Raw genomic sequence first — 7,676 nt, forward strand, 5'->3', positions numbered from 1 at the left:
TTACCTCGGCCTGAACCGGCGCTTGAAGGCGCTGCGCTTCAAATCGAATTTCCAGCCAACCAAGTGGGACAGCGCCGCGCACGACCACGACGAGATGGTGAAAGCGCTGGAAGCGCGCGACGGCAAACGGCTGGCGGCGATATTGCGCCAGCACTTGCTGGACAAGCGCGATGCGGTGCTGATGGCTGCTGCTTTACCGGGCGAGGCCAAGACCGATCCCTTGGCTTGAATCTCCCCCAGCGGTTCACCACGGCCTGCGTACCGAATCCTGGTAGCGTTCCAGGATGAATTTCGCCACCGGATCGGAATGGTAGGCAGTGAGCAGCTGCGCCACCCAGGGCTCGCCGCGGTCGCCGGCGCGCACCGCCAGCACATTCTGCCAAGGCGAACGGGCATCTTCGATACCGATGCTGTCGCGCGCCGGATACAGGCCGTCCTTGGCAGCATCGGCATTGTCGATCACCGCAAACGCCACCTGGTCCAATGCGGCAAATAGCTGCGAACGCGGCACCTGCCGGATTTTCAGATGCAGGCGGTTGCCGGTGATATCGGCCAGCGTTGCGTGCAAGCCGGCGCGATCGGAAAATGTCAGCAGCGTGAAATTCTGCAGCAACACCAGCGCCCTTGCCGTGCCGGCCGCATCGGCCGGAATCGCGATCGTGGCGCCGCGCTGCAGCTGCGTGAGCGTCTTCAGCTTGCGCGAGTAAAGCGCCATCGGCAAGGTGACGGTGCTGCCTATGCTGGTCAGTGCGTAGCGCCGGCGCTGCGCTTCGAAGCCAGGGCCGTCCTCAAAACTGGCGGCGTCGATCTTGCCTGCCGCCAGCGCGGCATCGATGCGGGTCCTGTCATCAAATACGATCACCTCCAGCTGCAAGCCGCCGGCTGACGCGCCACGCCGCACTTCTTCCATGATCTCCGCATGCGTGCCAGGCGTCACGCCAACCTTGACCACGTTCGGCGTGGCATACACGTGCGGCACGACAATCCCGAGCAGGCTGGCGGCCAGCATGGTCGTCAGCTGTCGCGCAAAACGGTGCGGAAGCCGATGTGCGATGCCGGCAAGTCCGCTTCCTGCTGTTCGCGCGACGAAGCGCGGTAGCGCACGCAGTAATCGCGCGAGCACAGGAAGGAACCGCCCTTGATCACCATCGGCGTGTCGTGGCGGCGCGATGCCGGCGCCACCGACGCGGTATCGCCGTTGCTGTGGACCTGGTGCGATCCGCTGTAGATATCCTTGGTCCATTCCCATGCGTTGCCAACCATATCGTAGAGTTTGAAGTCATTGGCCGCGTAGCAGCCGACCGGGGCCAGGCCGATGTGGCCGTCTTCTTTGTTGTTCACCAGCGGAAATACGCCTTGCCAGTAGTTGGCGGCCGGCTTGCCGTGCTGGTCGCGCGGCGCGGTGTCGAGTTCGGCGCCGTCGTGCCCAGCCTTGCCGGCGTATTCCCATTCGGCTTCGCTGGGCAGGTCGCGGCCCAGCCAGCGCGCGTAGGCGAAAGCGTCGGCCTGGGTCACCATGGTCACCGGCTGGTTGCCGATGCCGTCCAGGCTGCTGCCGGGGCCGGCCGGGTGTTGCCAGGATGCGCCGGCTACCCAGCTCCACCATGCCAGGTCGCGCGCATTCAGTTCTTCCAGCGTCGGCTTGTGGAACACCGCGCCGCCGCCCTGGCGCTCGGCGTCGCTGACATAGCCGGTTGCGGCAACGAAGGAGGCAAACTGGGCGTTGGTGACATCGGTCTGGTCGATCCAGAATCCGCGCACCTTGGTTTTGCCGTCGCCGCGCGGGCGTTCGTCTTCGTAGCCGAACTTGCTGCCGAAGACGAATGCGCCGGCGCCCAGGTGCACCATGCCGGCTTGCGGATCGCTGCCCCAGCGCGCCGGCAAACCCGAATAGGCCTCGCACTGCGGCTCCGAACCCAGCGGCGCCAGGCTGCGCGCCCGGTTCTGCTGGTCAAGGCCGCCGCCGCTCGCCGCCAGCGGCAAGGCAACTGCCGCTGCCAGCAAGGCTGCCGCGCCTGCCGCTCCGCTTAACCAGATCCGCATCCTCATCGGGCGTTCAGTAATAGCCGCGCGGACGCTGCGGTTCGACGCCGCCGACGGCGCTCATGTAGTTGTTCCATTGCTGGATCAAAGCACTGATGATCGATGGATTCTGCGCCGATACGTCATGGTTCTCGCCGCGGTCCACTGTCACGTCGAACAGTTCCCAATGGCCGTCTAGCGGGCCGTTCGGCGGTTCGGTCCAGAGCGCTTTCCACTGGCCGTCGCTGCTGCGCAGGTAACCGCGTCCGTATGCCTCGTCGCCGAACGGCGCGTTATGCACCACGGACGCGCCCTGGCCGTTCAGCAGCGGCAGCAGGGACTGGCCGGTGATCGGATAGACATAGCGGTTGTTGTAGACCACCTTGCCCTGGTTCTGGTCGGCGCCGTTCAAACTGTTGAGCAGCGGCGGCGCCGGCTGCGCGGGCGCGGCGATCTGGGCCACGGCAAGGAAGGTCGCGGTGTTGTCGGTCACGTGCGTGAACGGGCGCAAGGTCGGCAGCTGCGTGGTCTGGCCCGGCAGGTGCACGATCAGCGGCGTCGATACGCCGCCCTCGGTGGCGTAGCCTTTGGTCAGGCGGAACGGCGTGGCGCTGACTTCGGCCCAGCGCAAGCCGTATTGCAGGCGCTGCGCGTTCTGCTTGCCGTTGTCGCTGCCCAGCGCGGAATACACGGGATCGGCTGCATTGGCGGTATCGGTGGCGGTCGGATCGGCGCCGGAATCGATCGGCCAGCCTTCCGCGCCATTGTCCGACTGGAACATGATGAACGTATTGTCGTATTCGCCGATATCCTTCAGGTGCTGGACTAGCAGGCCGATGTTGTGGTCGAGGTTTTCCACCATGCCGGCATAGATTTCCATGTAGCGCGCCTGGGCTTTCTTTTCCGCCGGCGACAGGCTGCTCCATGCCTTGTCGACCACGCCCGGGCCATAGTCCGAATAACCTTGGGCCGGACTATGCACGGCGTTGATGTATTTGGCGTTGGCGGTGCCGTTGTTGACGGTGGCGGGCGACGACACCAGTTTCTCCGGCACCCCGGCAAACGGCGTGAAATCGGCCGGGATGATGCCGAGCGCTTTCTGGCGTGCGATGCGGGCGTTTCGTATGGCGTCATAACCCTGGTCGTACTTGCCTGCATAGCTATGCAGGTAGGGCTCCGGCACTTGCAGCGGCCAATGCGGCGAAGTGAAAGCCGCGTAAGCGAAGAAAGGCTTGCCGTCGGCCTTGTTGGCATCGATGTAGGAAATCAGGCGCTGCGTATAGAAATCGGTCGAATAGAATACCGCCGGGCTGCCGCCTGTGCCACCCGGCTGGCCTGGCTGGCCGGGTTGTACGTACTGGCCGTCGTCGGTGTAGTTCTTTGAGCCCGCCGGTTCATGCGCAAAGTGATTGCTGGCAGCGCCGCCGAGCAAGGCGTAGCTGTGCTCGAAGCCCCATTGGTCGGGAGTCTGGCCGCCGCCGCTGGCGCTGCCCGGAATGCCCGAACCGATATGCCACTTGCCCGCCATGTAGGTGTGGTAACCGCCATCCTTCAGCAACTGCGCCACCGACAGCGCGCGGTCGTTCAGGTAGCCTTCGTAGCCGGGCAAACCCTTGCGTTCATCGGCCGGCGCACCCATCGTTCCTTCACCCACCAAATGATGGTCGGTGCCGGAAATCAGCATCGAGCGCGTGATCGCGCAGACGGTGCCGGTGTGGTGGTTGGTCAGGATGCGGCCCGACTGCACCAGGGCGTCGAGGTTGGGCGTATTGATTTCACCGCCGAAGGCGCGGATGTCCGAGTAACCGAGGTCGTCGGCCATGATGTAGAGGATGTTCGGGCGTTTCTGCACTACAGGCACGGCGGGAGCCGCCGCAGCCAGGCCCGTGTCCGAACCGCCGCACGATGCGAGCGTGACCAGGCTGGCTATTGCGGCGGCGATCAGGCCGAGGCGGACAACGAGAGATTGCGATCTGGCTTTTTTCATTGTTGATGTCATCCCACTTTAGTGAGCATGCATCGTAAAAAAAACCGGTTTCTATCCCAACTACTTACTATCTATTAGCTTATGTATCCACGCGCGAAACCAGGCCCTGCCTGCGGTTTGCGCGGAAATGAAGCCATGCGCGATTACTGTATTTCGTTATTACAGAAATGCAGCAAGCTGCCGAAACTATGCCTTGGAGGCGTAATTCTCTGGAAAGAAATGACGCTCGATCAGCTCGATCAGGATGTGCAGCACCTTGATGTGCAGTTCCTGCACGCGGTCGGCAAAGGCGCCGCCCGGGGTGCAGACATAAACATCGCTCAAGGACGACAGCAGCTCGGCCTGCTTGCCGGACAGGACAATCACATGCATGCCGAGATCGCGCGCAGTTTGCGCCGCGCGGATGATGTTCTTGCTGGTGCCGCTGGTGCTCAGCGCGACCAGGCAATCGCCGGCGCGTCCGTGTCCTTCGATATAGCGTGAAAACACCTGTTCATAACCATGGTCGTTGCCGACGCAGGTCAGGTGGCCGGCATCGCTGATCGCGGTTGCGCCCAGCGCCGCCCGGTCCAGCCGGTAGCGGCCGGTCAGCTCTTCGGCGAAGTGCATGGCGTCGCACATGGAGCCGCCGTTGCCGCACGAATACACACGGCCCTTGCGTTCAAACACATCGATCAGCAGCGTCGCCGCCTGTTCGATGGACTGCAGCGCTGCGTCGTTGGCGAGCAGCGCTTCCAGCGATTGCTGCGCTTCGACCAGGCTGGCGTTAATGTGTTGCTTCAATTGCATGCTCCATTCGAATAAGTTGGCGAAGTTAGCGATTTGTGCGCGTGACGCCGGTATCGATCACGCCGTAGGGCGTAATGGTAGTGCCGCTTTCGCCGGAAGGCGATGTTACATGGCCGCAGGCCGCCAGCAGCAGGCTTGTTATCAGGGGAAACAGTAGGCGCATCGTTGTCTCATGGTGTGAATGGTAGCTCTAACAGACCCGGCTGTAGAGTGAAATGTTCCGGTCAATGCGCCAGCTTAGCCTGATCCGGGCTTTGCTGCTGTTCCTGCTTCAGCCACAGCCCGAACTCCTTCAGCACTTCCACCACCTTGCGCAAACGCTGGCCGTCGGCGGTAAGGCAATACTCCACCTTGACCGGCACTTCGGCGTAAACCGTGCGCTGCACCAGCCCGGCCGCCTCCAGGGCGCGCAGGTCCAGCGTCAGCATGCGCTGGGAAATGTTCGGCACGTCGCGCCGCAAGTCGTTGAAGCGCTTGGGGCCGTCCAGCAGGTAAGACACCAGCAGCATGCGCCAGCGCCCGCCCAGCAGCAGCATGGCTTCTTCCACCGAACAGCCGGAGACATTGGTTTTCATGAGGCTACCTAAGTATAATTTATGTACCTATATAACAAAAATCTCCCTTCTTTACAATAGTAACCGAGGTCACCATACTCTCCTGCGTCGCCGCACAATGCTGCGATCCCACAGGAGAGCTGGATGATGAAATTGTATTTTGCCCCCGAGACTTGTTCGCTGTCGCCGCACATCGTGCTGCGCGAACTGGGCTTGCCGTTTGAACTGGTGAAGGTCGACAACAAGACCAAACGCACCGCCGACGGCCAGGATTTCCTGGCCATCAATCCGAAAGGCTATGTGGCGGCGCTGCAGCTGGAGAACGGCGAGGTACTGACGGAGGGGCCGGCAATCGTGCAGTATCTGGCCGACCTGATACCCGAAGCCGGGCTGGCGCCAGCCAACGGCAGCTGGCAGCGGGTGCGCCTGCAGGAATCGCTGAATTTCATCACCAGCGAAATTCATGCGGGACTGAGCCCGCTGTTCAACGCGACGATCCCGGACGGCGTCAAAACCCTCTTCAAGGACAAGTTGCGGCGGCGCCTGGACCAGGTCGCATCCACCCTGGAGCAGCACGACTACCTGCTCGGCGCGCAGTTCGGCGTGGCCGATGCCTACCTGTTCACCGTGCTGCGCTGGACGGCATTGTTTTCGATCGACCTCAATCAGTGGCCAGCCATCGCCCGCTATATGGAAAACATCGGCGCGCGCGCCACGGTGAAAGCCGCGCTGGCAGCGGAAGCCGCCGCCTAGGGCTGCAGGTAGATCAGGAAATCGAACGCACCACGCCGCCATCCACGCGCAGAGCCGCACCGGTAGTAGCCGATGCCTGTACAGACGCCAGGTAGACCACCATGTTGGCGACTTCTTCTACCGTCGCGAGGCGCTGGATCAGCGAGCTCGGGCGATGTTCTTTGAGGAAGTCGCGTTCCAGCGCTTCGCTTGCGACACCCTGGTCGCGCGCCATCGAAGCGAAGAAATCGCCGACCCCCTCGGAGCGGGTCGGACCAGGTAATACTGCGTTGACGGTGACGCCGCTGCCGGCCAGGGTTTCCGCCAGCCCGCGCGAGACTGCCAGCAGGGCGGTCTTGGTCATGCCGTAGTGAACCATTTCCTTCGGAATCTGCAAACCCGATTCGCTCGACAGGAACTGCACCCGGCCCCAGCCGCGCGTGACCATGGCCGGCGCATAGTGGCGCGACAGGCGCACCGCGCTCATCACGTTGACATCGAAGAAACGCTGCCACTCTTCGTCGGAAATATCGAAGAAAGGCTTGGCTTCGAAGATGCCCAGGTTGTTGATCAGGATGTCGGTCTCGGGCACTTGCTTGAACAGCAAGGCGGCGCCGTCTGGGGTGCCGAGGTCGGCGGCGACGCCTTGCAGACGGGCGCCGGGAACTTTGTCGCGGATCTGCGCCAGCGCCAGGTCGACCCGTTCCTGGGTGCGGCCATTCACCACCACCGTTGCCCCCGCCTGCGCCAGGCCGAGCGCAATCGCCAGGCCGATGCCGGCGGTCGAACCGCTCACTATTGCATGTTTGTCGCTTAAATCGATTTTCATGGAATTCTCTCTGATGGTTGGAAACGCTCGCACGCAATGCACAATGCAGCCACTGCCTTAATCATAGAGGAAATCGGGAATCGGCATTTATCCGGCGCCGGCGCCGCTCCTAGGAATCGCTCGCGCAGCCGACAATCAAGCTCATCAGTTCGTCAAACTCGTCCGGACGTTCTTCACTCACCAGCGGGAACAGGCACTGATGGTCGGTCCCGCCCACCACCCGCAGCCGGCGCGAACGCGCCTTGCGCGCCGACAGCAGCAGCCGTTCCGGTATTTCCGGCGGGATCACCGCATCGTGTTCTGCGGCGATCACCAGCAACTTGCCCTTGAATTCAGCCAGGATCGCCCAGGCGTCGCTGTCGGCCCAGCTATGGTCGCGCCGGATGATCGCGGAGAATTGCGGTCCGAACGGCACGTTGTAGGCCGAAGGCGTGTACACGCCAGGCACAATCAGGATCAGCCCGGCGACCTCATGGGTCTGGGTCAGCCGAATGGCGTTGTAAGCGCCCATGCTGCTGCCGCAGATCACCAGCGGCTGCGCCAGCTGGCGTGCGGCGATCACCGCTTCGGCCTGGCGCGTGCGGCTGCTTAGCGAGGAATAGTGCAGCGAGCCGCCGGTGTCGCCATGGCCGATGCAATCGAAGGAGGTGCTGGCGACGCCGCGCGCCTGCAGCGCCGGCCGCAATCCCGAGCGGCTGGCGGTAGCGCGCGAGCTGACGCCCGCGCCGTGCAGTATCAGGACATGGCTGGACGATGCGGCGGG

General features: G+C 63.1%; 10 protein-coding genes. 2 read left to right on the plus strand and 8 right to left on the minus strand.

Annotated elements, in window-relative coordinates; all coding sequences use genetic code 11:
* Positions 1-229, plus strand: a 229-nt coding sequence (locus tag JWQ61_RS00195) for an FCD domain-containing protein (protein WP_304358726.1), incomplete at its 5' end; no start/stop codon positions are given.
* A gap of 15 nt (positions 230-244) precedes the next feature.
* Here JWQ61_RS00195 and JWQ61_RS00200 read toward each other — a convergent pair.
* The 6 genes from JWQ61_RS00200 to JWQ61_RS00225 form a co-directional block, all read right to left on the minus strand.
* Entirely contained in the window at positions 245-1,009 is a 765-nt protein-coding gene (locus tag JWQ61_RS00200) for a MetQ/NlpA family lipoprotein (RefSeq protein WP_304358727.1), read from the minus strand.
* Positions 1,010-1,014: 5 nt separating this feature from the next.
* Positions 1,015-2,049 (minus strand): formylglycine-generating enzyme family protein, encoded by a 1,035-nt coding sequence (locus JWQ61_RS00205; protein WP_304358728.1) that lies wholly within the window; start codon positions 2,047-2,049, stop codon positions 1,015-1,017.
* A 7-nt stretch (positions 2,050-2,056) separates the two neighbouring features.
* Positions 2,057-4,009: an arylsulfatase gene (locus JWQ61_RS00210; protein WP_304358729.1), complete on the minus strand. Its 1,953-nt coding sequence runs from the start codon at positions 4,007-4,009 to the stop codon at positions 2,057-2,059.
* 186 nt (positions 4,010-4,195) lie between these two features.
* Positions 4,196-4,798, minus strand: a complete 603-nt coding sequence (locus tag JWQ61_RS00215; protein ID WP_304358730.1) for an SIS domain-containing protein — start codon at positions 4,796-4,798, stop codon at positions 4,196-4,198.
* Between the two features lie 25 nt (positions 4,799-4,823).
* Entirely contained in the window at positions 4,824-4,961 is a 138-nt protein-coding gene (locus tag JWQ61_RS00220; RefSeq protein WP_183081606.1) for a hypothetical protein, read from the minus strand.
* A gap of 61 nt (positions 4,962-5,022) precedes the next feature.
* Positions 5,023-5,373 (minus strand): helix-turn-helix domain-containing protein, encoded by a 351-nt coding sequence (locus JWQ61_RS00225; RefSeq protein ID WP_304358731.1) that lies wholly within the window; start codon positions 5,371-5,373, stop codon positions 5,023-5,025.
* Between the two features lie 126 nt (positions 5,374-5,499).
* Here JWQ61_RS00225 and gstA point away from each other — a divergent pair, with 126 nt between their 5' ends.
* Entirely contained in the window at positions 5,500-6,105 is a 606-nt protein-coding gene (gene gstA / locus JWQ61_RS00230) for a glutathione transferase GstA (RefSeq protein WP_304358734.1), read from the plus strand.
* Positions 6,106-6,118: 13 nt separating this feature from the next.
* Here the strand turns inward: gstA and JWQ61_RS00235 are convergent, their stop codons facing one another.
* Positions 6,119-6,913, minus strand: coding sequence for an SDR family NAD(P)-dependent oxidoreductase (locus JWQ61_RS00235; protein WP_304358732.1), 795 nt, complete (start codon positions 6,911-6,913; stop codon positions 6,119-6,121).
* 109 nt (positions 6,914-7,022) lie between these two features.
* On the minus strand, positions 7,023-7,676 hold a 654-nt coding region (locus tag JWQ61_RS00240; protein WP_304358733.1), incomplete at its 5' end, for an alpha/beta hydrolase.

Origin of the sequence: Collimonas fungivorans, from assembly GCF_028292705.1 — a bacterium.
GTDB lineage: Bacteria > Pseudomonadota > Gammaproteobacteria > Burkholderiales > Burkholderiaceae_D > Collimonas > Collimonas fungivorans_B.